The 23,959-nt window shown below is 62.5% G+C and carries 20 protein-coding genes; 13 read left to right on the forward strand and 7 right to left on the reverse strand.

The window, feature by feature from the left end:
• Positions 1 to 127: 127 nt before the first annotated feature.
• A complete protein-coding gene (locus NDI72_RS11145; protein WP_283800493.1) occupies positions 128 to 2,488 on the forward strand; it encodes a ComEC/Rec2 family competence protein in 2,361 nt (786 codons plus the stop codon).
• 95 nt (positions 2,489 to 2,583) lie between these two features.
• On the opposite strand, the gene NDI72_RS11150 is transcribed toward NDI72_RS11145, so the two are convergent.
• Complete coding sequence (locus tag NDI72_RS11150) at positions 2,584 to 3,384, reverse strand: DUF72 domain-containing protein (RefSeq protein WP_283800494.1); 801 nt, start codon at positions 3,382 to 3,384, stop codon at positions 2,584 to 2,586.
• A 4-nt stretch (positions 3,385 to 3,388) separates the two neighbouring features.
• Positions 3,389 to 6,313 carry an excinuclease ABC subunit UvrA gene (gene uvrA, locus NDI72_RS11155; protein ID WP_283800495.1) on the reverse strand — a complete coding sequence of 975 codons (2,925 nt, stop codon included), beginning with the start codon at positions 6,311 to 6,313 and terminating at the stop codon, positions 3,389 to 3,391.
• 939 nt (positions 6,314 to 7,252) lie between these two features.
• Between uvrA and NDI72_RS11160 the strand changes: the two genes are divergently transcribed.
• Positions 7,253 to 7,750, forward strand: coding sequence for a single-stranded DNA-binding protein (locus NDI72_RS11160; protein WP_283800496.1), 498 nt, complete (start codon positions 7,253 to 7,255; stop codon positions 7,748 to 7,750).
• A 14-nt stretch (positions 7,751 to 7,764) separates the two neighbouring features.
• Positions 7,765 to 8,196, forward strand: a complete 432-nt coding sequence (locus NDI72_RS11165) for a hypothetical protein (RefSeq protein WP_283800497.1) — start codon at positions 7,765 to 7,767, stop codon at positions 8,194 to 8,196.
• A 126-nt stretch (positions 8,197 to 8,322) separates the two neighbouring features.
• Here the strand turns inward: NDI72_RS11165 and NDI72_RS11170 are convergent, their stop codons facing one another.
• From NDI72_RS11170 to NDI72_RS11190, 5 genes are read right to left on the reverse strand one after another with little or no spacing between them, the layout of a single operon-like run.
• Entirely contained in the window at positions 8,323 to 9,531 is a 1,209-nt protein-coding gene (locus NDI72_RS11170) for a molybdopterin molybdotransferase MoeA (protein ID WP_283800498.1), read from the reverse strand.
• Positions 9,532 to 9,533: 2 nt separating this feature from the next.
• Complete coding sequence (gene moaC / locus NDI72_RS11175; RefSeq protein ID WP_283800499.1) at positions 9,534 to 10,028, reverse strand: cyclic pyranopterin monophosphate synthase MoaC; 495 nt, start codon at positions 10,026 to 10,028, stop codon at positions 9,534 to 9,536.
• Between the two features lie 4 nt (positions 10,029 to 10,032).
• A complete protein-coding gene (gene trpC, locus NDI72_RS11180) occupies positions 10,033 to 10,848 on the reverse strand; it encodes an indole-3-glycerol phosphate synthase TrpC (protein WP_283800500.1) in 816 nt (271 codons plus the stop codon).
• Positions 10,838 to 11,869, reverse strand: coding sequence for an anthranilate phosphoribosyltransferase (trpD, locus tag NDI72_RS11185; protein ID WP_283800501.1), 1,032 nt, complete (start codon positions 11,867 to 11,869; stop codon positions 10,838 to 10,840). Before trpD ends, trpC begins: the two co-directional genes overlap by 11 nt.
• Before the next feature lie 8 nt (positions 11,870 to 11,877).
• Positions 11,878 to 13,764 (reverse strand): SurA N-terminal domain-containing protein, encoded by a 1,887-nt coding sequence (locus tag NDI72_RS11190; RefSeq protein WP_283800502.1) that lies wholly within the window; start codon positions 13,762 to 13,764, stop codon positions 11,878 to 11,880.
• 175 nt (positions 13,765 to 13,939) lie between these two features.
• Here NDI72_RS11190 and tpiA point away from each other — a divergent pair, with 175 nt between their 5' ends.
• From tpiA to NDI72_RS11240, 10 genes are all read left to right on the forward strand, one after another.
• Positions 13,940 to 14,689, forward strand: a complete 750-nt coding sequence (tpiA, locus tag NDI72_RS11195) for a triose-phosphate isomerase (RefSeq protein ID WP_206993416.1) — start codon at positions 13,940 to 13,942, stop codon at positions 14,687 to 14,689.
• A 286-nt stretch (positions 14,690 to 14,975) separates the two neighbouring features.
• Positions 14,976 to 15,362, forward strand: a complete 387-nt coding sequence (gene secG, locus NDI72_RS11200) for a preprotein translocase subunit SecG (RefSeq protein WP_113156294.1) — start codon at positions 14,976 to 14,978, stop codon at positions 15,360 to 15,362.
• A gap of 148 nt (positions 15,363 to 15,510) precedes the next feature.
• Complete coding sequence (gene pyrG, locus NDI72_RS11205; protein ID WP_162742309.1) at positions 15,511 to 17,139, forward strand: CTP synthase; 1,629 nt, start codon at positions 15,511 to 15,513, stop codon at positions 17,137 to 17,139.
• 159 nt (positions 17,140 to 17,298) lie between these two features.
• A complete protein-coding gene (locus NDI72_RS11210) occupies positions 17,299 to 18,156 on the forward strand; it encodes a VOC family protein (RefSeq protein WP_283800503.1) in 858 nt (285 codons plus the stop codon).
• Positions 18,153 to 18,983, forward strand: coding sequence for a 3-deoxy-8-phosphooctulonate synthase (gene kdsA, locus NDI72_RS11215; protein ID WP_113155164.1), 831 nt, complete (start codon positions 18,153 to 18,155; stop codon positions 18,981 to 18,983). The genes NDI72_RS11210 and kdsA overlap by 4 nt, the downstream gene beginning before the upstream one ends.
• 135 nt (positions 18,984 to 19,118) lie before the next feature.
• Positions 19,119 to 20,393, forward strand: coding sequence for a phosphopyruvate hydratase (gene eno, locus NDI72_RS11220; RefSeq protein WP_283800504.1), 1,275 nt, complete (start codon positions 19,119 to 19,121; stop codon positions 20,391 to 20,393).
• Between the two features lie 76 nt (positions 20,394 to 20,469).
• Positions 20,470 to 20,790 (forward strand): FtsB family cell division protein, encoded by a 321-nt coding sequence (locus NDI72_RS11225; RefSeq protein WP_113156295.1) that lies wholly within the window; start codon positions 20,470 to 20,472, stop codon positions 20,788 to 20,790.
• 209 nt (positions 20,791 to 20,999) lie between these two features.
• Positions 21,000 to 22,061 carry a pyruvate dehydrogenase (acetyl-transferring) E1 component subunit alpha gene (gene pdhA, locus NDI72_RS11230; protein WP_113155166.1) on the forward strand — a complete coding sequence of 354 codons (1,062 nt, stop codon included), beginning with the start codon at positions 21,000 to 21,002 and terminating at the stop codon, positions 22,059 to 22,061.
• A 13-nt stretch (positions 22,062 to 22,074) separates the two neighbouring features.
• Entirely contained in the window at positions 22,075 to 23,475 is a 1,401-nt protein-coding gene (locus NDI72_RS11235; RefSeq protein ID WP_206545331.1) for a pyruvate dehydrogenase complex E1 component subunit beta, read from the forward strand.
• A 13-nt stretch (positions 23,476 to 23,488) separates the two neighbouring features.
• Positions 23,489 to 23,959 (forward strand): biotin/lipoyl-containing protein (locus NDI72_RS11240; RefSeq protein ID WP_283800505.1); only part of this gene is annotated, 471 nt, incomplete at its 3' end.

Raw genomic sequence — 23,959 nt, forward strand, 5'->3', positions numbered from 1 at the left:
GGTCTTTCCCGGGAATTGTCGCGGTCTCCCGGCCCGCAAGGGGTAGGTGATACCGCAGGTGGCATTCGACTGGCAGTCATGTAGCATACAACGCTCGGGGCGCAAGCATTGCACGGGGGACCACGCCATGGGGGGCGAGGTGGCATCGGCGCGCGCCGATGAACGCATGCAGTTCACCGACACAGAGGCGGCTCCCGTCGCAGTGGACGGTTGCGGCCCTGCGTCTGCCATTGAGGCGCGTAAGATCCCGAGCCATGGCGCCAGGCCCGTTGCGGCAGGAATCCGCTTCGCCATCGCGCAGGAGGTGGCGCGGGGCACGATTTTTCTATGGCTTCCGGTCCTTCTGGGCAGCGGGGCGCTCATCTATTTTGCCCTGCCGGTCGAACCGCCGGCCTATGCACTGGCGAGCGGGCTGGCGCTCTGTGTTCTGGCAGCGCATCTGGCCGGCGCAAAGGCCCGGTTGCGCCTTGCCCTTCTGGCTGGTCTCGTCGTGCTTCTGGGGCTCGTGGCCGCAAAGGTGGAGACCTGGCGCGCCAGCACGCCCATGGTCGGCTCCGACATCACCACACGCATCACCGGGCGTGTGCTCAAGGTCGAGCATCGCGCCGATGGCCGGTTCCGCCTGACCATCGATATTCTGTCCACGGCACGCCCGCAGCTGCGCTATGCGCCGGAGCGCGCGCGGTTTTCCGCCCGCACGATCCCGCCAGACCTGAAACCCGGCGAGGGTCTGAGCGGGCTTGTCCGGCTCATGTCGCCTTCAGGTCCGGTGCGCCCCCATGCCTATGATTTCTCGTTCGAGAGCTATTTTGACCGCCTTGGCGCAGTCGGTTTCTTCATGCGGGAGCCGGCGCGCATCGCCCTTGATCACCCTGTCGGGCTGGTGCAGCGGCTTACCGCCCGCCTGCAGGCGGTGCGCGAAGCGCTTGCCGCCCGGCTGCGCGAGAAGATCGGCGGCGCGGAGGGCAATGTCGCTGCGGCGCTCATCACCGGCCTGCGCAGCGGCATTCCGGAAGAGGTCAACGAGGATCTGCGCCGGGCCGGGCTCGCGCATGTGCTGGCGATCTCGGGCCTGCACATGGCGCTCGCAGCCTTCACCATCATCGGCGCGGCGCGGCTGGGCTTTGCGCTCTTTCCCGGTTTCTCCTCAAGGCATCCGGTCCGCAAATATGCGGCCGGCGCAGCACTTATGGTCTGCTTCCTCTACCTTTTCATTTCCGGAGCGGGCGTGGCCGCGCAGCGCAGCTTTCTCATGCTGGCCGTCATGCTTCTGGCGCTTCTGTTCGACCGCGCCGCGCTCACCATGCGCAATCTGGCCATCGCTGCGCTGGTGGTGATTGCGGTTTCGCCGCATGAGGTGGTCGGTCCGGGGTTTCAGATGTCCTTTGCTGCGACGGCGGCGCTCATTGCCGGCTATGCGGCCTGGAACCGACGTCGTGAAAGGGCATTCGGACGCAACTCAGCCGAGATTGAACCTTCGGGCGCGCGCCGTCTTTTCCGCCTTGTTCTGGTCTATGTGGGCGGCCTGGCGCTCACTTCGCTGATCGCGGGTGTGGCGACCACGCTGTATGGCGTCTGGCATTTCCAGCGTGCATCGCCACTGGCGCTTGGGGCCAATCTCGCGGCCATGCCCGTCGTCTCTCTGGTCGTCATGCCATCGGCGGTCGCGGCCATGGCCACGATGCCCCTCAATCTCGATGGCTGGGCGCTTGCCCTCATGGGGCGCGGCATCTCGACAGTCATGGCCATCGCGCACTGGTTCTCTGAGCGCACGCCATTCGATGCGACGGGAGCGATCCCGCTGTCAGCCACGCTGAGCCTGAGCTGCGCGCTGGCCATTCTCACCCTCACAACCACCCGTTTGTGGTTGGCGGCTGTTCCGTTCCTGCTGGCGGGCGGCGTGCTTCTGGCAAACCGCGATCTGCCCGACATGTTCGTTTCTGAAGATGCGCGACTGGTCGCGGTCCAGATCGGGGACGACACGCTCGCCGTCAACCGCGCGCGCCCCAACGGGTTTTCTATCGAGAACTGGTTGCGCGCAGCGGGCGCGGGAACGGTGCGAAAGCCCGCCGGTTCGAAAGGCGCGTCGCTGGCCGACCTTCTCGCAGATCAGAGCACCGGCCGTTTCCTGTGTAATCAATCGATCTGCGTTCTGCGGCATCCAGAGGGTATGCGGATCGCGCATGTGAAAAAGTCGGACGATGCCGCGACCGTGCGGCGCAGCATCATCGCTCTTTGCACCTCGGTCGATCTGGTCGTGGTGAATGATCCAACGCTTGATCGGCATTGCAGTGAAGATGGCGCGCGCATCATCACGGCGCGCGATCTTGCGCGTCGCGGCAGCGCCGAAGTCCGCTTTTCAGAAGGCGTCGGGATGCCGCACATCGCCTTCGCGATCCGCGAGCCATACCGGCCCTGGCATGAACACCGGCAATACTCACGGGCATCGAGAGGGCTTGGCCCCTACAGGCGTAAAGACAAAGAATGAGCGGCGCACCATCGTTCGCATAATCAATAAAAACAGATAGATACGCCGCTATATTGACTCTCTACATGCGCTTTCACGCGCGGCCTGAAGCGAGATCAGCCGACAAGGCCCATGAAGGCTTTTGCAGCATGTGGGGCGCGGATCTTTCCTTCATGAATGAAGTAGACGAACACATCACGCGGCTTCTTCTCCGCCGTGAAGCCGGGGTCAACAATCGGCAAATCGTCTGGCTGTCCGCCTTCGGCCCATTGCTCTGCGCGTCTGGCCCAGCCCTCCAGTTCGGCGGGCGGATAGGCCGTGGGCACATCGTCCTCGCCACGCTGGAGGCGCGCATAGACGAAGTCACCCGTCACATCGGCAATCTCGGGATAGGTGTTGTGGTGGGCGTAGCAGATGGCCGCGCCATATTTGCGAACCAGCTGCGGGAATTCAGGCGTGCAGAAGGAATCGTGCCGCACTTCAAGAACGTGCCGCAGCGCGATGCCGTCACGCTCGGCCGGCAACAGTTTCATGAACCCTTCGAAATCTTCCGGGTCGAACTTCTTCGTGGGCGCGAACTGCCAGACGAGCGGGCCGAGCTTGTCACCCATTTCCGTGATGCCGGAACCCAGAAATTTCTCAAGAGAAGCAGAGGCTTCCGAAAGAACCTTGCGGTTCGTCACGAAGCGGTTCCCTTTGAGTGAAAAGACAAAACCATCCGGGGCCTCATCCGCCCATTTGGCATAGGTGGCCGGCTTCTGGCTGCCGTAATAGGTGCCGTTCACTTCGATGGTCGGCACCTGTCGCGCCGCATATTCGAGCTGCCGCTTCTTTGGAAGGTCGTCCGGATAGAACGTGCCTTCCCAGGGCTGAAACGTCCAGCCGCCCATGCCTGCGCGAATGGTGCCTGCGCTCATCGTCTTACTCCGCTGCCTGGGCCTTGCCGGCTGGCCGGCGCTCCAGAAGTTCTTTCAGGAATTTGCCGGTGTAGCTGCGCGGCTCGGCCATCACATCGTCGATGGAGCCGCAGGCCACGAGCTCGCCGCCGCCATCACCGCCTTCGGGGCCGAGGTCCAGAATCCAGTCGGCGGTCTTGATGACTTCGAGATTGTGCTCGATCACCACCACCGTGTTGCCCTGGTCCACCAGCTCGTGCAGCACTTCGAGCAGCTTGGCCACATCGTGGAAATGCAGACCCGTGGTCGGCTCGTCCAGAATGTAGAGCGTGCGCCCGGTTGCCCGTTTGGAGAGTTCCTTGGCGAGCTTGATGCGCTGCGCCTCACCGCCGGAGAGCGTGGTTGCCTGCTGGCCGATATGAATATAGCCGAGCCCCACGCGCGAGAGCGTGACGAGCTTGTCGCGCACGGCCGGAACGGCAGAGAAGAACTCCACGCCTTCATCCACCGTCATCTCGAGTACGTCGGCAATCGACTTGCCCTTGAAGGTGACGTCGAGCGTCTCGCGGTTGTAGCGCTTGCCGTGGCAGACGTCGCAGGTCACATAGACATCCGGCAGGAAGTGCATTTCGATCTTGATGACGCCATCGCCCTGACAGGCCTCGCAGCGCCCGCCCTTCACATTGAAGGAGAAGCGACCCGGCTGATAGCCGCGCGCCTTGGCCTCGGGCAGGCCTGCGAACCAGTCGCGGATCGGCGTGAACGCGCCTGTATAGGTGGCCGGGTTGGAGCGCGGCGTGCGGCCGATGGGCGACTGGTCGATATCGATGACCTTGTCGAGATGCTCAAGCCCTTCGAGCCGGTCGTGATCGGCCGGTTGCTCGCGCGACCCCATGATGCGGCGCGATGCGGCCTTGAACAGCGTTTCGATCAGAAGCGTGGACTTTCCGCCGCCAGAAACGCCGGTGACGCAGGCAAAAGTGCCAAGCGGCACATCCGCCGTCACGTTTTTCAGATTGTTGCCGCGCGCGCCCACGACGCGAATGCGTCGCTTCTTGGAGATTTCACGGCGCTGCTCCGGCATCGGGATTGCCATCTCGCCGGTGAGATATTTGCCGGTGACCGAGGCCGGATTGGCCATGATCTCCTGTGGCGTGCCTTCAGCGATGATCTGTCCGCCATGAACACCGGCTGCGGGGCCGATATCGACCACATAGTCGGCGGTCAGAATGGCGTCCTCATCGTGCTCCACCACGATCACCGTGTTGCCGAGATCGCGCAGATGTCTGAGCGTCGCCAGCAGGCGGTCATTGTCGCGCTGGTGCAGGCCGATGGAGGGTTCGTCCAGAACATAGAGCACGCCCGTCAGGCCGGAGCCGATCTGCGAGGCCAGACGAATGCGCTGGCTTTCGCCGCCCGACAGCGTGCCCGAATTGCGCGACAGGGTGAGATATTCCAGCCCGACATCGTTGAGGAAGCGCAGCCGCTCGCGGATCTCCTTGAGGATGCGCACCGCGATTTCGTTCTGCTTGTCGTTCAGATGCTCCGGCAGTTCCTCGAACCATGCGCCGGCCTTGCTGATCGACATGCCCGTGACCTGGCCGATATGCATGCCGTCGATCTTGACGGCAAGCGCCTCGGGCTTCAGCCGGTGACCATCACAGGCGGGGCAGGGATGGGCCGACATGTAGCGCTCGATCTCCTCGCGCATCCAGGCCGATTCCGTCTCCTTCCAGCGCCGCTGAAGATTGACCACGACACCCTCGAAAGGCTTGGTGGTGCGGTAGCTGCGCAGGCCGTCATCGTAGTCGAAGACGATTTTCCTGTTGCCGGTGCCGTTCAGGATCGCGTCCTTGCCATCGTCCGGCAGATCGCGCCAGCGGTCGCCCACCTTGAAGCCGAATTCGCGGCCAAGCGCTTCCAGCGTCTGCAGATAATAGGGCGACGTGGATTTGGCCCAGGGCGCGATGGCGCCTTCGCGCAGGATCGCATTGTCGTCCGGCACCACGAGATTGGGGTCGATGGCGCGCTGGCTGCCCAGACCGTCACAGGTGGGGCAGGCGCCGGCCGGATTGTTGAACGAGAAGAGACGCGGCTCGATCTCCGGAATGGTGAAGCCGGAGACCGGGCAGGCGAATTTTTCGGAGAAAACGATGCGCTCATGCGTCTCGTTTTTCGATTTGTTTGCGCCGCCGCCCTTGGCGGTCGCGCCTTCTGAAAGAGGTTTGTCGGCAAACTCGGCGACAGCCAGCCCCTCGGCGAGCTTCAGGCAGGTTTCGAGCGAATCCGCCAGGCGCGTCGCCAGATCGGCGCGCACCACGACGCGGTCCCCCACCACATCGATGTCGTGCTTGTATTTCTTGTCGAGGGCAGGAACATCGGCGATCTCGTAGAAGACGCCGTCCACCTTCACACGCTGAAAACCCTTCTTCTGAAGCTCGGCCATCTCCTTGCGGTATTCGCCTTTGCGCCCGCGCACGATGGGGGCGAGAATGTAAAGGCGTGTGCCTTCCTCCAGCGCCATCACCCGGTCCACCATCTGGCTCACGGTCTGGCTTTCGATGGGAAGGCCGGTCGCCGGCGAATAGGGCACGCCCACACGCGCGAAGAGAAGGCGCATATAGTCGTAGATCTCCGTCACCGTGCCGACGGTGGAGCGGGGATTTTTCGACGTGGTCTTCTGCTCGATGGAAATGGCCGGCGAAAGCCCGTCGATCTGGTCGACATCCGGCTTCTGCATCATTTCCAGGAACTGGCGCGCATAGGCCGAAAGGCTTTCGACATAGCGCCGCTGACCTTCGGCATAGATCGTGTCGAAGGCCAGCGAAGACTTGCCCGAGCCCGACAGGCCGGTCATGACGATCAGCTTTTCGCGCGGAAGGTCGAGATCGACATTCTTGAGATTGTGCTCGCGCGCGCCGCGAATGGTGATGGACTTGTGTTCTGGCATGCCCCGTCGCTGCCTGTCTCATTTATCTGGTGTGGCCGGCAGCATGCCGGACCATGCTTCATGTAGGAAACGCGCCGCAAATGTCGATGGGCCGCGCGGCCCGCTGACAGACGAGGGCGTTTCGACGTTGCGGGGGTTGTCCCTCGTTTTAAAAAAAAGAGCAAGGGAAAAGAACAAATATCGAACACGCTCCTGACACTATCGTCCTGCGCCGGGCTGGCTCTCGTGCGCATCCGTTACAGATGATCACAATTTCGCCCGCGCCGCCGCATCGCCTTGACCGCCATTAACCAAAGGCGCAGTATCATTTTCGTCAGTGCTCGTGGCTGTTGGCCGCCCTTGAAACCGCGCCGGTGGGCGCTTCGGGCGCGCATGGTTGCTTGAGCACGCTGACACCGAGCAAAGCCTCGTAACGCGAAGAAGGAGGGAGGCATGACTCCACCTGACCGACGCATCGGGCTTCGCCTCTTGCGCGAAGCCACAGCTGGCTGATCGGTCCCGAGCGCATAACCGTCTCGTACGATCATGCGTTCCCGACGCGGTCCATGGCGATTGAGGGCACTGCACTGCAGAACCTTTTTCGTCGGCAGGCACGACAACGCTGGCGGCTGGCTGCCCCATGAAAATCAAATCTCTTTGAAGACAGGGACGGTGAAACCCGTCCTGCCTGATGATTACCGGTAAACCACTCCCGGTACGGAGGGTCAGAAGACCCGAAGCCCCGCGCGCTCGAAACAATGCGGCGGGGCTTTTCCTTTTTCTGTTGCGCCTTTCTGCGCGCCCCGGAAGGGGCTCATTGACAGGCATTCCGCCAGGTGCGAACATAAGGAGAACAAATGAGCTGTGGACGAGACCGGAGCAGGGGCAGCGGGAGAGCGCGCGCCAGCCCTGCTTGCGATAAAGTGCGCGGCAGATTTCGGATAAGCGTGGAGAAGCGTTATGGCGGGCAGCGTCAACAAGGTCATTCTGGTGGGAAATCTGGGTGCAGACCCGGAAATCCGCCGGCTCAACTCCGGTGATCCGGTGGTCAACATCCGCATCGCGACCTCGGAAACCTGGCGTGATCGCCAGTCCGGCGAGCGGCGCGAGCGCACCGAGTGGCACAATGTCGTGATCTTCAACGACAATCTTGCCAAGGTGGCGGAACAGTATCTGAAGAAGGGCGCCAAGGTTTACGTCGAGGGCCAGCTCCAGACGCGCAAATGGACCGACCAGAACGGTCAGGACCGCTACACGACGGAAATCGTTCTGCAGAAGTTCCGTGGCGAGCTGCAGATGCTCGACACGCGCGGGCAGGGTGGTGACAACCAGGTCGGTTATGGCGGCGGCGGTGGTCGCAGCTCCGATTTCGGCCAGTCCGGTCCCGCCGATACCGGTGGCAGCAGCGGCGGCGGTGGCGGTTACTCGCAGAACCTCGACGACGAAATTCCGTTCTGAGGCGGAACAATCGCATGAAAAAGCCCGGCAGAGCCGCTTCGACCGAACCGTGTCTGAGCAGGCCTGCCGGGCTTTTCTTTTTTGCGGTGGCGACAGCCTTTGCGCCATCGCCGGTGAATGCCGGTGAAGCGGATGTTGTCGCGGTCGAAATCATTGCTGACGGTGATGGAGCCCATCGCTTCGACGTGACGGTCGAGCATGGGGACGAGGGCTGGGATCACTATGCAGACCGCTGGGATGTGCTGGATGACGCTGGCAGGGTCATCGCCTCTCGAACGCTTCTTCACCCACATGTGAATGAACAGCCTTTTACGCGCAGCCTTTCAGGTGTCGCGCTGCCCGAGGGGCTCGGTCATGTGACTGTACGTGCGCATGACACCGTGCACGGGCTTGGCGGTCGCATCATGCGCGTCGCAATCCCCGGGCGCGAAGGCGAGGGCGGTTAATGCCTGCTCTCTACAGCGCAGCGGGCTGACATTGCGCAGAATGGCAAGCCGGGCTGGCGCGGTGTGCTGACGACGATCCACCGGATTTCTCAGCACGTCTGGCTGTAACCGTCGGGTGCGAAGCACTCACCCGAGCATCAAAACACGGCAGCGATCGCCTTCTTCAGCCGCCGGCGAGCCGGGCTCGCGCACGATCAGTGCATTGGATGCGGCCAGCGTGGTCAGCATGGAGGAATCCTGCAGCGTGAACGGCGTTGCGATCAGCCCTTCGGAACCGGGCGCTACCGAGGCGCGAACATAGTCGCGGCGTTCATCGTTTGCCCGCAGCGCCTTTGCCAGAACAGCCGAGCGCAGATCCGGCGCGTAGCTGCGCTGGCCAAGCCGGGCAATGAGCGGACGCAGAAACAGATGCGCGCAGACGAGGCTGGAAACCGGGTTGCCTGGCAGGCCAAGCACACGCATGTCACCCAGCCGCCCGAACATCAGCGGTTTGCCGGGGCGCATGGCGATTTTCCAGAAATCAAGCGACATGCCCGCATCGAGCAGCGCCTGCCGCACCAGATCGCGCGCACCGACAGAAGCGCCGCCAAGCGTCACCAGAACATGCGCACCGGCGGCAGCGGCGCTGCGCACCGCGTCGGAGATCGCGGCGCTGTCGTCGGGGATGATGCCGAGATCAAGAATGCGCGCGCCTTCCCTGCGCGCCAGAGCGCCGATGGCAAAGCCGTTGGATGCAACGATCTGGTCCGGGCCACAGGGCTCGCCCGGCCGCACCAGCTCGTCGCCCGTGGCGATCACCGCCACCAGCGGGCGCTGCGTCACATCAAGCGTTGCATGGCCTGCCGCAGCCGCCAGTCCTATTCCCGCAGGTCCGAGCCGTCGTCCCTGTTCGAGAACGCTGTCGCCCTTTCGAAAATCGAGCCCTGCGCGGCGGATATGGCGTCCGGCAGCGACGGTATCGGTCGCCTCGATCCGGCCATCGTCCAGAATGTCCGCATTTTCCTGAATGAGTATCGTGTCCGCGCCTTCGGGCACCGGCGCGCCGGTGAAGATCCGCACGGTTTCGCCGTCGGCCACTGCGCCGTGATACCGGCTGCCCGCGGCAGATTCTCCAATAAGCTTTAGCGGCATTGCGCGCGGCGTCGCCACATTGGCGGCGCGCACGGCATAGCCGTCCATGGCCGAAGCGTCGAAGGGCGGCTGTGTGCGGGTGGCGGCGAGGGGGGCTGCCAGAACGCGACCGTCGGCCTCTTCAATGGGCACTGTTTCGCCGGGTAGTGCTTTCACGCCCTCGAGAATGCGCTCCAGCGCTTCATCCACCGGCAAAAGGCTCATGGTCAGTTCTCCGCTACGCGCCAGTGGCCGGATTTTCCACCCGTCTTCTCAAGAAGGCGGATGCCGTCGAGCACCATGCCCTTGTCCAGCGCCTTGGCCATGTCATAGATCGTCAGGCAGGCAACCGAGGCAGCGGTAAGCGCTTCCATCTCCACGCCCGTCTGTCCCGTCACGCGCACACGCGCCATCACCCTGAGCCCCGGCAGTTCGTGGTCGGGCTCGATGTCCACCACCACTTTCGAGAGCGCCAGCGGGTGGCAAAGGGGAATGAGATCATGCGTCTTCTTGGCGGCCATGATGCCTGCGATGCGCGCGGTTGCCAGAACGTCGCCCTTCTTGGCGTTGCCCGCCAGAATGGCCTCCAGTGTTTCCGCCTTCATCACCACAGCGCCTTCCGCCAGCGCTTCCCGGCTGGTTTCCTGCTTGCCGCTCACATCGACCATATGCGCTTCGCCGGAAGCGCCGATATGGGTCAGGCCTGCCGCTTTCTCGCTCATCGGCTCAGCCCGCAAGTTTGGCGGCGTCGAGCCCCAGAAGCGTGCGCGTGGCAGCGGTCACATCATCCTGCCGCATCAGGCTTTCACCCACCAGGAACGTGTTCATGCCCGCACGCGCCAGCCGCCGGCAGTCGTCATTGGTGAAGATGCCGCTCTCGCCGATCACCAGGCGGTCTTCGGGCACACGCGGGGCCAGCCGCTCACTTGTTTCAAGACTTGTCTCGAAGGTGCGCAGGTCGCGATTGTTGATGCCGATCAGCGTCGAGGAAAGCTCCAGCGCGCGTTCCAGCTCGCGCTCGTCATGCACCTCGATCAGTGAATCCATGCCCAGTTCCAGCGCCGTTTCTTCAAGCGCGCGGGCTTCGTCATCCGTCAGGCTCGCCATGATGATCAGGATCGCATCCGCACCCCAGCTGCGGGCCTCGTAGACCTGATAGGGCTCGAACAGGAAATCCTTGCGCAGCGCCGGCAGGCCGCAGGCGGCGCGCGCCTGTTCCAGATAGGCGGGCGCACCCTGAAAGGACGGGCCGTCGGTCAGAACCGAAAGGCAGGCTGCTCCGCCATCCTCATAGGCGGAAGCCAGTCGCGGCGGGTCGAAATCCGCACGAATCAGGCCGCGGGAGGGGCTCGCCTTCTTGATCTCGGCGATCAGGCCGAAGCGCCCGCGCTCCTGTTTGGACAACAGCGCATCACCGAAGCCACGCGGCGCTTCCACGTCGCGGGCGCGCGCCACCAGTTCAGGCAGCGGGCAGGCCGTCTTCGCGGCGGCGATTTCCTCGCGCTTGTAGGCCTCGATTTTGCGCAGAATGTCAGTCGTCATCGCTGTTCGTGCCCCTGTTGGAAACTTCGATGAGGCGTTCCAGCGTTGCCAGAGCCTGTCCGCGGTCGAGCGATTCCGCCGCCAGTTTGATGCCGTCTTTCAGGGTCTTGGCGCGTCCGGCCACGACCAGCGCAGCGCCGGAATTCAGAACCGAGATGTCGCGATAGGCGTTCTTTTCGCCTTCGAGAACGGCCCTGAGCGCGCGCGCATTGTAGTCTGCCTCGCCGCCCTTCAGGTCGGCCATGGTCACGCGCTTGAGGCCAACATCCTCCGGCGTGATCTCGAAATGGCGGATCTGGCCGTCTTCGAGCGCGGCGACCTGCGTGGTTCCGGCGGTGGTCAGTTCGTCAAGACCCGCGCCATGCACCACCCAGGCGGTTTCCGTTCCAAGCTGCTTCAGCACCTCGGCAATCGGTCCCACCCATTCCGGCGCAAAAACCCCGATGAGCTGGCGGCGCACGCCAGCCGGGTTGGACAGGGGGCCAAGCAGGTTGAAGATCGTCCGCGTGCCAAGCTCAACGCGCGACGGGCCCACATGGCGCATGGCGGAGTGATGTGCCGGCGCAAACATGAAGCCGAGGCCGGCTTCGCGGATGCAGTCCGCGATCTCGTTTGGCCCAAGCTCGATATTGATGCCGAGAGCCGCCAGCGTGTCGGCAGCGCCCGAGCGCGAGGAGAGCGCCCGGTTGCCGTGTTTGGCGACGGGAACGCCGGCGCCCGCCACGATAAAGGCCGAGCAGGTGGACACATTGTAGGAGCCGGAGGCGTCGCCGCCCGTGCCGACGATGTCAACGGCATCTTCCGGCGCGGTGACTGTCAGCATCTTGTCGCGCATGGTGGCGACTGCGCCCGAGATTTCCTCAACGGTTTCGCCACGCACGCGCAGCGCGATCAGAAAACCGCCGATCTGGCTCGGTGTCGCATTGCCCGACATCATGATGTCGAACGCCTCGCGCGCATCGTCAAAACTCAGCGGCTCGCCCGAGGCTGCCTTGGCGATATAGGTTTTGAATGCCTTCATCGTCGGCCTCAGAAGCTAAGGGCTTCCTGCATTGCAGCCCGGTTCACGGTCACCGGATGCTTGCCCTGCAGGCGTGCAACCATCTGGTCGAGAAGATCGTCGGCAAGCCCGGTGCGCATGGCGTCGCGCTGGTTTTCGGGAATGCTCTGCGCCGTCGCGCTCGCCGGCTCGAAGACCTCGGTGACGCGGAACAGAACCTGTCCGTCGCCGGCCGGGTTGGCAAACACGCCGCTGCCATCGCGCGGAACGGAGAACACCGCCGCAACACCGGCCTGGCCAAGGTCGGCGTCGTTCGCCGTGCGCTTGACGCCACGCTTCACCTGCTTCTGCTGGTCGATTTCCAGAGCGATGTCATCCAGCGAAACGCCGTCCTTCACCTTCTGGGCCAGCTCGGCAGCGCGCGCAGCCAGAAGGCGATCCGTCTCGGCTGCGATCCAGTCCTGCGTGACCTCTTCGCGCACTTCGTCAAGCGTGCGGTCGCGCTCGGACGTGATGCCTTCCACCTCGTAGAAGATGAAGCCATTGCCGCCCATGGAGAGGGGCGCGTTCTCGATGCCGGAATCGCTCTCGAACACTTCGCGAATCAGCTCTGCCGAAACCGGCAGATCACCAACGATCGCGCCATCAGGGCGACGCGCAGTGGCGTCGATGGCTTCAATCGTGCGCATGGTCAGGTTCATGCGCTCGGCTGCTTCCGCCATGGTTGCGCCGCCGGCGCGGGCGTCTTCGTAGGCATCGTGCACATCGAGCAGAACGCGCGACGCTTCCTCAAGCGCCAGGTCCTGACGGATCTCGTCTTCCACCTCGCTGAGGGGCTGAACCACCTCGGCCTGAACTTCCGAGACATTCACGATCACCGGTCCGAACGTGCCGTCGAGCACGTCGCTGAACTGGTTTTCGCTGAGCGCGAAGGCCGCTTCGGCGATGGCGCTGTCTGCGATTTCCCCCTGGGCGAGCGTGCCGAGCGCGATGTCGTCGGCGCTCTTGCCGGCGGCCGTCGCCACGTCTGCGAAGCTCTGGCCGTCGAGCAGGTTTTTCAGCGCAGCTTCGGCTGCTTCGCGATCCGGGAAGACGATCTGTTCGATCGTGCGCTTCTCCGGCGTCGTGTAGCGGTTGCGCAGGTCGTCATAGGCCTTCTTGACCTGATCTTCGGACACGGAAGCCGGGTCGGAAATGTCGCTCGGCTCAAGCTTCACATAGCTGAACTTGCGGTATTCCGGGGCGGCATATTCTGCCTTGCGCTCGTCAAACCAGGCTTGCAGCGTCGCGTCGTCCGGCGTTGCGACGGGCTCGACCAGAGCCTGCGGCAGCGCCACATATTCGATGGTGCGGTCTTCACCGCGATAGAGCGCCAGGTTCTTGAACAGCTCATCCGGCACGCTCATGCCGTCCGTTGCCGCTTCCACGATCTGCTGGCGAATGGCCACCTGTTCGCGGTTGCGCAGATAATCTTCGGGGCGCATGCCGATCTGGCTCAGAACGAAATCGAACTGCTGGCGGTTGAAGCGACCGTCCGGTCCGCGGAACGCCGGGTCGTCGGCGGTCAGCTGCGCAAGCCGGTCGCTGGAAAGGCCAAGGCCGAGCTTGCGGGCTTCCTCGTCCAGAAGCGCGCCGGCGGCCAGCTGCTGCAGAACCTGTTCGTCAATGCCGAAGGCAACAGCCTGTTCGCGCGTGACGCGTGTGCCCAGACGCTGCGAAAGCGTGTTGATCTGGCGGTCATAGGCCAGCCGGTAATCCAGCATGGAAACGGAGGAATCTCCGACCGTCAGCACATTGCGCGACTGATCGTTCAGGATCTGGCCCGAAATGCCCCAAACCGCAAAGCTCAGGACGAGAAGGCCCAGGAGCAGCTTGGCGATCCAGGTAGAGGCGGCGTTTCTGAGACTGTCGAGCATGGCTTTTCCGAAGTTCCTCGCGTGATTTCAGGGACTGGCTCCAACACAGCGCAATAACGCCCCTGACGCCGGGTGTCGATAGTTGAGTGGGAATTGCAGGCCCAATTGCTTTTGCATTAGCGCGTGTTTTTGCTAGGGAAGCTGCCGAGTTTGATTTTTGTAAGGACGCTGACGCATGACGCCAGGTATTCGCCCCCTGATTGCAGGCAACTGGAAAATGAACGGTCTTTCGGCCGACCTCGGTGAACTCGCAGCGATGGGCGAGGGCGCCTTTGGCGGCGCGGAAGGGCTGATCTGCGTTCCCGCAACGCTCCTGTCGCGCGCAAGCGATGCGCTTGCCGACAGCAAGCTGCGCCTTGGCGGTGAAGACTGTCATGCGGCAGCCTCCGGCGCGCATACGGGCGATGTCTCCGCCGAAATGCTGGCCGATGCGGGGGCGAGCCATGTGCTGGTCGGTCACTCGGAGCGCCGCACCGATCATGGCGAGAGCGATGCCGTCGTGGCCGACAAGGCGAAGGCCGCATGGCGCGCCGGCCTCACGGCAGTGATCTGCATCGGCGAAACCAAAGAAGAGCGCGAAGGCGGCAAGACGCTTTCCGTCCTCTCCAGCCAGATCCCGGGTTCGGTTCCGGCGGAAGCCACGGCGGCAAACACCGTGGTTGCCTATGAGCCGGTCTGGGCCATCGGCACGGGCCTTACGCCCACGGTCGAGGACATTACTGAAGCACACAGACATATCCGCACCGAACTCAAGACGCTGCTCGGCGACGAAGCCGACAAGATGCGTCTTCTCTATGGCGGGTCGGTGAAGCCCGGCAACGCGACCGAGCTTCTCTCGATTGAGAATGTGGACGGTGCGCTGGTCGGCGGGGCGAGCCTCAAGGCGGTCGATTTTCTTGCCATCGCGGCTGCCTGTCCGAGCTGAGTGAAGAGAAAAGTCTTGCGTTGCTCGCTCAACCGCCTATGTGAGAGCGAGCTTCGTTCAAATGCCGTCATTTGATGTGGTTTGAGCGAAAACGCGTTTGAAATGCCGCAAAACCGGATGCGGTGCGGTCCTTTTAAGGGCAAAATTACGGGGTATCGAAGACGAGACCCTGTGAGTGAGCACCCGGCGGTCTTGGAAAAGCGGTCTTGGAAAAACGGTGAAAGCCGTGTAATGAGCCGCGTCCGCATTCAAGCGGATGCTTCGAGCCGGAAAGCCGGAAGGAAACATGCAGACCGTTATCATCGTCATTCATCTGATCGTCGTGGTCGCGCTGGTCGGCGTCGTCCTCATGCAGCGCTCCGAGGGTGGCGGCCTTGGTGTCGGCGGCGGTTCCGGCTTCATGTCCGCGCGCGGTGCGGCCAACGCGCTGACGCGCACGACGGCGATCCTCGCCGCAGCCTTCTTTGCAACCTCGCTTGCTCTTTCGCTGATCGCCCGTTACGGCGCGAGCCCGACAGACATTCTGGACCGCATCCCGGCCGGAAGCGAGCAGACCGAAGGCACTGGCGGCGTTCTCGACCAGCTTGGCGGCGCAGGCGCATCGGTTCCGACCGACGAGCCGGCAGCACCTGCCGAAGCAAATCCTGAAGATCAGGTTCCCACGGGGCAGTAAGCCCACGCTTGCAAGGCTTTCCGGCCGCCTGAATGGTGCGGCCGGTTTTGCAGTGCGCAAGAGTTATTCACCGCGGGGCGCAAAAAGATTTGCGTCTCGTTATTTTTTGCTGGCGGAATCGCCTGTGTCCGGATAAGCGATGAGTCCCATGGCGCGATATGTTTTTATAACCGGCGGCGTGGTCTCCTCCCTCGGAAAAGGCATTGCAGCAGCGGCCCTTGGCGCGTTGCTTCAGGCCCGTGGGTACCGCGTTCGCATCCGTAAACTCGATCCCTACCTGAATGTTGATCCGGGCACGATGTCGCCCTATCAGCACGGTGAGGTTTTCGTCACCGATGACGGTGCCGAAACCGACCTGGACCTTGGCCATTACGAGCGCTTCACAGGGCGTTCGGCCAACAAGCAGGACAACATCACCACGGGTCGGATCTACCAGAACATTCTGGAAAAAGAGCGTCGTGGCGACTATCTGGGCGCCACGGTGCAGGTGATCCCGCACGTCACTGACGAGATCAAGCAGTTCGTCCTTGAAGGCAATGAGGATTACGATTTCGTGTTATGCGAAATCGGCGGAACCGTTGGCGACATCGAGGCGATGCCGTTCCTCGAGGCGATTCGTCAGCTCGGCAATGAACTGCCGCGCGGCAACGCCGTCTATGTGCATCTGACGCTGATGCCGTGGATTCCGGCGGCGGGCGAACTCAAGACGAAACCGACCCAGCACTCGGTCAAGGAACTGCGTTCCATCGGCATTGCGCCGGATATCCTTCTGGTGCGCGCGGATCGCGAGATCCCGGCCGAAGAACGGCGCAAGCTGTCGCTGTTCTGCAATGTGCGCGAATCAGCCGTGATTCAGGCGCTCGACGTTGCGCATATCTATGATGTGCCGATCGCCTATCACGAAGAAGGGCTCGATTCGGAAGTGCTGTCGGCCTTCGGCATCGATCCGGCGCCGAAGCCGCGCATGGAGCGCTGGGAAGAGGTTGCAGACCGCATTCACAATCCGGAAGGCCAGGTCACGATTGCCGTCGTCGGCAAGTATACGGGCCTGAAAGACGCCTACAAATCGCTGATCGAGGCCCTGTCTCATGGCGGCATGGCGAACCGGGTGCGCGTGAAGCTCGAATGGATCGAAGCGGAAATCTTCGAGAAGGAAGATCCGGCTCCGTGGCTCGAAAAAGTGCATGGCATTCTGGTGCCGGGCGGCTTTGGCGAGCGCGGTGCGGAAGGCAAGATCCTGGCGGCCAAGTTCGCGCGTGAGCGCAAGGTGCCTTATTTCGGCATCTGCTTCGGCATGCAGATGGCCTGCATCGAGGCGGCCCGCTCGCTGGCTGGCATCGAGAATGCCTCCTCGACCGAGTTTGGTCCGACCAGCGAACCCGTTGTCGGCCTGATGACCGAGTGGCTCAAGGGCAACATGCTCGAGAAGCGCACGGCCTCTGGCGATCTCGGCGGCACGATGCGCCTCGGCGCATACGAATCGATGCTCGTTGAGGGCACCAAGATTGCGGAGATCTATGGTTCGGAGGAAATCTCCGAGCGTCACCGCCATCGCTACGAGGTGAACATCGGCTATCGTCAGAAGCTGGAAGAGTGCGGTCTGGTGTTTGCCGGCCTGTCGCCCGATGGCGTTCTGCCGGAGACGGTAGAGTATGCCGACCATCCCTGGTTCATCGGTGTGCAGTATCACCCTGAGCTGAAGAGCAGGCCCTTCGAGCCGCATCCGCTTTTCGCTTCCTTCATCGCAGCTGCGGTGGAGCAGTCACGCCTCGTGTGATTTCATTTCCCCGCCTTCGTGGCGGGGAAACCTTCCTTGGCCGGCTCTGCACTTGCAAAGCGCCCGGGCTTCGGGCACATGCGGTGCATGGTATCTGAAGACAAGATGCGATCTCCGCGCAGCCTCGATCGCAAGCTTAATCGCAAGCTTGATCATTGTGTGTTGCCAACCGCGGGCCTGACGGTCGCGCGGCAACGACTGGAAGCGCTTGGCTTCACGGTCGCCGCAGACGCGGCGCATCCTTTCGGCACCGGCAATTGCTGCGTTTTTCTCTCAGACGGCTCTTATCTCGAACCTTTGGCCCGCATGGACCAGAAGGCTGCCTTTGAGGCGGAAGCCGACGGCAATGTCTTCATTGAGCGGGACAGCGTCTTTCGTCAAACCTATGGCGATGAAGGGTTTTCGGCCGTGGTTCTGGGAACGGCGGACGCCGATGCCGATCACGCACGCTTTGTCGATGCAGGGATTTCTGCGGGAAAGCCGCTGTCCTTCTCGCGTCCATTCCGCGACGCTGAAGGACGTGAGGCCACGGCTTCGTTCCGGCTGGCCTTTGCCGCTCCGGAAAACGCCGACGGCCACTTTTTCTTCACCTGTCAGCGCATCAACATGCCGACTGCGGGGCGCGGCGCGCTCGAGACGCATTCAAATGGCGTGACGGGCACCGCACGCATCGTCATCCTTGCTGCATCGCCGGACGATTATGCAGGCTTTCTGGACGCATTTTCCGATGAAGCGCATGAGCGGCTGGTGGATGGCGAAGTCGATCTGAGGCTCGGCAACGCGGTTTTGACGGTGATGACGCCCGACCGCTACGCAATGCGTTATGGTCTAGACCGTGTTTCTCAACATGGCCGGTTCGATCTCGCGGCAATCGTCTTTGAGTGTCTGGATATTGCCAGATTGCGCGAGCAATTTTCGATTCGTGAGATCCTGTTCGCCGACGAAGCCGGTTCCATCATCGTGCCGCCGGCGGCCGGGCAGGGCGCAGTATTTGTCTTTGAGGAGTCTTCCCTATGAAACCCAATCCGCGTGTCACGGTCGGCAATGTCGTTTTCGGCAACGACGCTCCGCTGGCTCTGATCGCCGGTCCCTGCCAGATGGAGACGCGGGAGCACGCCTTCGACATGGCTGGCGCGTTGAAGGAAATGACGGACGAGCTTGGCATCGGTCTCGTCTACAAGAGCAGTTTCGACAAGGCGAACCGCACATCGCTTTCGGGCAAGCGCGGTGCGGGGCTGGAGGCAGCCCTGCCGATCTTCGCGGATCTGCGCAAGGAATTCGACGTTCCGGTTCTGACAGACGTCCACACCGAGGAGCAGTGCCGCATCGTCGCTGAAGTGGTCGATGTGCTTCAGATCCCGGCCTTTCTGTGCCGCCAGACCGATCTCCTGATCGCGGCTGCCGAGACCGGCAAGGTGGTGAATGTGAAGAAGGGCCAGTTCCTCGCGCCATGGGACATGGAAAACGTCATTTCCAAGGTGACGGCTTCGGGCAATCCCAATGTGATGGCGACCGAGCGGGGCACCTCGTTCGGCTACAACACGCTCGTCTCCGACATGCGCGGTCTGCCGCAGATGGCGGCCATGGGCGCGCCGGTGATCTTCGATGCGACCCATTCGGTTGCGCAGCCCGGCGGTCTCGGCGGTTCGTCGGGCGGCCAGCGCCAGTTCGTGGAAACGCTTGCGCGGGCGGCCGTGGCCGTTGGCGTTGCCGGCGTCTTCATGGAAACGCACCAGGACCCCGACAACGCGCCTTCGGATGGTCCGAACATGGTGCCGCTGAACGAGATGAAAGGGCTTCTTGAGCGTCTCATGGCGTTCGACCGGATCGCAAAGGCTGCCTGAACGTCAGGCGCGACATTGAGTTTTCACGTGTCTGCGCTAAGAAAGCGCGGACACTTCCTCCCGGGTTCTTACCTTACGGGGTTCTTGCCCCCGGGTTCATGCCCAGGTTCAACCTCCAGATCAGAGAGAGTTAAAATGACTGCCATTCTCGACATTGTCGGACGCGAAATACTGGACAGCCGCGGCAACCCCACCGTCGAGGTCGATGTGGTTCTGGAAGACGGCTCGATGGGCCGCGCCGCCGTGCCTTCGGGTGCGTCCACCGGCGCGCACGAGGCCGTGGAACTGCGCGATGGCGGCAAGCGCTATCTCGGCAAGGGCGTCGAGCAGGCCGTCGATGCGGTCAATGGCGAGATCTTCGAGACGCTGAGCGGTCTCGAAGCCGAGAACCAGATGCAGATCGACCAGGCGATGATCGATCTCGACGGCACGCCGAACAAGAGCCGTCTCGGCGCAAACGCCATTCTCGGCGTTTCGCTGGCCGTGGCGAAGGCCGCTGCCGAATCCTCCAACCTGCCGCTTTACCGCTATGTGGGCGGCGCGTCGGCGCATGTCCTGCCGGTGCCGATGATGAACATCGTCAATGGCGGTGCGCATGCCGACAACCCGATCGACTTCCAGGAATTCATGGTGATGCCGATTGGCGCATCTTCCATCCGTGAAGCCGTGCGCTGGGGTTCGGAAATCTTCCACACGCTGAAAGCGGGTCTGAAGGATGCCGGCCACAACACCAATGTGGGCGACGAAGGCGGCTTTGCGCCGAACCTGAAGAGCGCCGAGGATGCGCTGGACTTCGTTCTCGCCTCCATCGAGAAGGCCGGCTACCGCCCGGGTGAAGATGTGGGCATCGCGCTCGATTGCGCCGCCACCGAGTTCTTCAAGGAAGGCAAATACGTCTACGAAGGCGAAGGCCAGACGCGCGACGGCAAGGCGCAGGCCGAGTATCTTGCCAAGCTGGTCGGCAACTACCCGATCATCTCCATCGAAGACGGCATGTCGGAAGACGATTTCGAGGGCTGGAAGATTCTCACCGATCTGGTTGGCGACAAGGCCCAGCTCGTTGGCGACGATCTGTTCGTGACCAATTCGGCGCGTCTGCGCGACGGCATCAAGATGGGCCTCGGCAACTCGATCCTCGTGAAGGTGAACCAGATCGGTACGCTGACCGAGACGCTGGACGCCGTGGAGACGGCGCACAAGGCCGGCTACACCGCAGTGATGTCGCACCGCTCGGGCGAAACCGAGGATTCCACCATTGCCGACCTGGCTGTCGCGACCAATTGCGGGCAGATCAAGACCGGTTCGCTGGCGCGCTCCGACCGGACCGCGAAGTACAACCAGCTCATCCGCATCGAAGAAGAGCTCGACCGTCAGGCGCGTTACGCCGGAAAGTCGTTCCTGCGCGGATAAAAATGCAAATGGCCGCGCTGAAATAACGGTCCATTAAGCAAGATATGAACACATGCGGGAGAAGGGTTTTTTCCGCATGTGGACACGTCATCACAAACGCCGCAACACTGGTCGCCTGATCGTTCCGACGATCACGGGCCTGTTTCTCGCCTATTTTGGCTTTCATGCCTATCACGGCGAATACGGCATCTATTCCAAAATTCAGCTCGAATCCCGCATTGCCGAGGCGCAGGCCAGGCTCGACACGCTTGTCGCCAAGCGCAGGGAGCTGGAGCATCGTGTTGCGCTGGTGAATGATGGCAGCCTCGAGAAGGACATGCTGGACGAGCAGGCCAGGCGCGCGCTCAATGTCGCGCGTGAAAATGAGGTCATTATCCTCATTGGCGCGGATCGGTGAATTAACCGACTTTCAGTTAATCGATAAGAAGGTGTGCAAATCCAAGCATTTAGCTGCATGACAGCTATGCGGATTTTGAATGGCCGAAATGTGAACTACGTGCTAGCTTTGTCATCTATAAGCGGGAGATGACGGGAGGCTCACGGCGCAATTTTGCCGCGCTCCACCGTTGCACAAATTCCCCGGATTGTCAGCTAGGGAGTAGAGGCATGGCGCGAGCCGCAAGCAAGACCAGTGGCAACAGGTCACGCTCGACCGGAAAAGGGGCGGCAGCAAGTGCCGGCCAGACACCAAAGGCTCCAAAGCCCGAGGAATTCGACAAGGAGCAGGAGCTTCACGCCTATCGTGAAATGCTGCTCATTCGCCGCTTCGAGGAAAAGGCCGGCCAGCTTTACGGCATGGGCCTGATCGGCGGTTTCTGTCACCTTTATATCGGCCAGGAAGCTGTCGTCGTCGGCATGCAGATGAGCATGAAGGAAGGCGATCAGGTCATCACCGGCTATCGCGATCATGGTCACATGCTCGCAACCGGCATGGAAGCGCGCGGCGTGATGGCCGAGCTCACGGGGCGCCGCAATGGCTACTCCAAGGGCAAGGGCGGCTCCATGCACATGTTCTCCAAGGAGAAGAAGTTCTACGGCGGTCACGGTATTGTCGGCGCGCAGGTGCCGCTGGGCACCGGGCTTGCCTTTGCCAACCGCTACCGTGGCGACGACAGCGTTTCGATCACCTATTTCGGTGATGGCGCGGCCAACCAGGGCCAGGTCTATGAGAGCTTCAACATGGCCTCGCTGTGGAAGCTGCCGGTGATCTATATCATCGAGAACAACCGCTACGCCATGGGCACGGCGGTCGCGCGTTCCTCCGCCGAGACCGATTTTTCGCATCGCGGCCTTTCGTTCAAGATCCCGGGCATCCAGGTGGATGGCATGGATGTACGTGCGGTCAAGGCGGCCGGTGAGCTGGCCGTTGACTGGTGCCGTTCGGGCAAGGGGCCGATCATCCTCGAGATGCAGACCTACCGCTATCGCGGCCATTCCATGTCTGACCCTGCGAAATACCGCTCCAAGGACGAAGTGCAGAAGATGCGCTCCGAACACGATCCGATCGAGCAGGTGAAGCAGCGTCTTCTGGCCAGCAAGTGGGCGGATGAAGATGCGCTGAAGGCCATCGACAAAGAGGTGCGTGACGTGGTCGGCGATTCGGCCGAATTCGCACAGACGGATCCGGAGCCGGATGTGTCTGAACTCTACACCGACATTCTGCTTTGAGGGGAGGGCCGACATGCCAACCGAAATTCTCATGCCCGCGCTCTCTCCGACCATGGAAGAGGGCAATCTTTCCAAATGGATCAAGAAGGAAGGCGACGCCGTCGCTCCCGGTGACGTGATCGCCGAGATCGAGACGGACAAGGCAACCATGGAAGTGGAAGCCGTGGACGAAGGCACGCTCGGCAAGATCCTGATCGCCGAAGGCACCGAAGGCGTGAAAGTGAACACGGCCATCGCTGTTCTTCTGGGTGAGGGCGAAAGCGCCTCCGATCTCGACAGGCAGGCTGCAAAGCCGGCTGCCGAAGAGACGAAGGCTGCTGACGACAGCGCCGCAAAGGCGGAGCCGGAAGAAAAGTCTTCCGGTGGCTCCGTGCCGGCTGCACCGGAACTCAAGGTGGCAGCCGATCCGGACATTCCCGAAGGCACCGAGATGGTTTCGACCACCGTGCGCGAAGCGCTGCGAGACGCCATGGCCGAGGAAATGCGCCGTGACGGCGACGTCTTCGTCATGGGCGAGGAAGTGGCCGAGTATCAGGGTGCCTACAAGGTGACCCAGGGGCTCCTGCAGGAATTCGGCGACAAGCGCGTCGTCGACACGCCGATCACCGAGCACGGCTTTGCCGGTGTCGGCGTTGGCGCTGCCTTTGCCGGTCTGAAGCCGATCGTCGAGTTCATGACGTTCAACTTCGCCATGCAGGCGATCGACCAGATCGTCAATTCGGCGGCCAAGACGCTCTACATGGCCGGCGGCCAGATGGGTGCGCCCATCGTGTTCCGTGGTCCCAACGGCGCTGCTGCCCGCGTGGCGGCACAGCATTCGCAGTGCTACGCCGCCTGGTACGGTCACATTCCGGGCCTCAAGGTGGTGATGCCCTACACGGCAGCCGACGCGAAGGGCCTTCTGAAGGCCGCGATCCGTGATCCGAACCCGGTGATTTTCCTGGAGAACGAGATTCTCTACGGCCAGAGCTTCGACGTTCCGAAGATGGATGATTTCGTTCTGCCGATCGGCAAGGCGCGCATCCACAAAACGGGCAAGGACGCGACCATCGTATCCTTCGGCATCGGCATGACCTATGCGGTCAAGGCGGCTGAGGAACTGGCTGCCGAGGGCATCGACGTGGAAATCGTCGACTTGCGCACGATCCGGCCGATGGACCTCGATACGGTGATCGAATCCGTCAAGAAGACCAACCGTCTGGTGACGGTCGAGGAAGGGTTCCCGCAGTCGTCGGTCGGCGCGCATATCGCCAGCCAGGTGATGCAGCGGGCCTTCGACCATCTCGACGCGCCGGTGATCACGGTGGCCGGCAAGGACGTTCCGATGCCCTATGCCGCCAATCTCGAAAAGCTGGCGCTCCCGAGCGTCGCCGAGGTGGTCGAGGCGGTGAAAGCCGTTTCCTATCGCAACTGAGGGGGAGGAAACCATGCCGATCCAAGTCACCATGCCCGCCCTCTCGCCGACGATGGAAGAGGGCAATCTTGCCAAGTGGATGGTCAAGGAAGGGGATTCCGTCGCTCCCGGTGACGTGATCGCCGAGATCGAGACCGACAAGGCGACCATGGAAGTGGAAGCCGTGGACGAAGGCACCGTCGCCAAGATCGTCGTGCCGGAAGGCACCGAAGGCGTGAAGGTGAATGCGCTGATCGCGGTTCTCGCCGAGGAAGGCGAGGACGCTGCCGACGCCGTGAAGGCTGCCGAAGGCGGCGCAAGCGCAAAGGCCGGGGCGAAGGCTCCGGAGGCCGAGAAGCCCGCTGAAGCCGTAGCACCGGCGGAAAAGGCCGAAGCGCCCGCGCAGGCAAAGCCGGCAGAGGCGAAGTCTGCTTCATCCGGCGAGGGAGAGCGTGTGTTTGCTTCTCCGCTTGCCCGCCGTCTGGCGAAGGAAGCCGGTCTCGAC

The organism is Nitratireductor sp. GZWM139, assembly GCF_030068685.1.
Taxonomy (GTDB): Bacteria; Pseudomonadota; Alphaproteobacteria; order Rhizobiales; family Rhizobiaceae; genus Nitratireductor; species Nitratireductor aquimarinus.